2 protein-coding genes are annotated in these 1678 nt (G+C 51.1%); both read right to left on the reverse strand.

Translation table 11 applies throughout. The annotated features are described in order from the left end of the window. A partial coding sequence (rsmB, locus tag AC1DUO_RS24715) for a 16S rRNA (cytosine(967)-C(5))-methyltransferase RsmB (RefSeq protein ID WP_477989260.1) occupies positions 1-806 on the reverse strand: 806 nt, incomplete at its 3' end. A gap of 75 nt (positions 807-881) precedes the next feature. Continuing rightward, a partial coding sequence (gene fmt, locus AC1DUO_RS24720) for a methionyl-tRNA formyltransferase (protein ID WP_477989262.1) occupies positions 882-1678 on the reverse strand: 797 nt, incomplete at its 5' end.

Genomic DNA, 1678 nt, shown 5'->3' on the forward strand with positions numbered 1-1678 from the left:
GGTGCAGCTTCCAGAATATGGGTAGTTTTCCCGCCCGGCGCGCAACATAAGTCGAGGATCAATTCGCCATTCTGTGGATCCAGCAGATCAACACTGCCTTGTGCCGAAGCATCCTGAACGGTGACCCAGCCTTCTGTGAATCCCGGAAGAAGGTTTACCTGACATGGCGTGTTCAGCCGTAATGCATCGCGGTATTCCGGATGCGGAACTGCTTCGATGTGTACTTCGTTTAACAGGTGTAGGTACTCGTCGCGTGTGTGATGCTGCCTGTTGACGCGCAGCCACATCGGCGGCCTTTGATTATTGGCATCAACGATACTTTCCCAGTCAGTGGGGTAAGCTTTTTTCAGGCGGTTAAGAAGCCAGCTCGGGTGGAGATGGCGGCTGTCATTGTTGGCCATGCGTTGAAGCAATTCTTCCTGCTGCCGCTGAAACTGACGCAACACGCCGTTGATCAGACCTTTTAACTGAGGGCGTTTTAGCGCAACGGCACCGTCAACAGTTTCAGCCAGTACGGCGTGTGCCGGAATCCGGGTATGGATCAGCTGATACAGACCCACCATCAGTAAGTAATGCAATGTTCTTTGCTTACCAGTGAGAGGTTTTGCCATCAGTTGCTGCAAGCACCATTCCAACTGTGGGAGGACGCGAAGCGTACCAAAGCACAGCTCCTGAAGGAGTCCGCGATCTTTTTCTGAGACGTTTTTCTGCAGACCAGGAAGAACAGTGGACAGGGATAATCCTTTGTCCAAAACCTGGCTGATGGCTTGAGCGGCAATGCTACGGAGATTATAGGCTGTTTTCATAGTCAAAAAAGCTGACCGGAGCCAGCATTATCAAAGAGATAAGGCCCGACGAAATATCGGGCGTAGTCGTTATGGTCAGGCTAAACGCGTGCCTTCGATAAACCATTCGCGACGAGAGTTCAGCAAATCCTGTGCGGACATTGCTTTTTTACCTGAGGGTTGTAACTGGGTGATGTTCAGGATGCCATCGGATGTTGCAATCTGAATACCCTTTTTGTCGGCAGCAACAATAGTCCCGGGTGCAGCGCTGCTTTTTCCTGACAGACATTCAGCCTGCCAGACTTTCACAGGCTGATCATCAATCATAAAGAAGCTGACGGGCCATGGGTTAAATGCACGAATACAGCGTTCAAGTTGTTCGGCCGATAGATTCCAGTCTAAGCGGGCTTCTTCCTTGCTGAGTTTCTCAGCGTAGGTTACGTGCTCTTCGCTTTGAACTTCAGGTTTTGCTGAGCCGTTCGCCAACTGCTGTAATGTTTCAAGCATACCCTGTGGGCCCAGCTCAGCCAGCTTGTTGTAAAGCGATGCGCTGGTATCCTCGGGGAGAATGTCACATTCTACTTTGTGCAGCATATCGCCGGTATCAAGGCCGACATCCATCTGCATGATGGTGATACCTGTTTTTGTATCACCTGCCCAAAGAGATCGCTGAATCGGTGCTGCGCCACGCCAGCGTGGCAATAATGAGCCATGCACATTGATGCAGCCCAATTTCGGCATATCAAGCACGGCTTTTGGCAGGATCAAACCATAAGCAACGACTACCATAATGTCCGCCTCAAGCGCGGAAACCAGAGACTGATTCTCTTCCGGGCGCAAGGATTTAGGCTGGAAAACCGGGATGTCGTGGGTTTGAGCCAGAACTTTAACCG

The sequence above is a fragment of the Rahnella sp. P4_A8 genome (assembly GCF_056402435.1).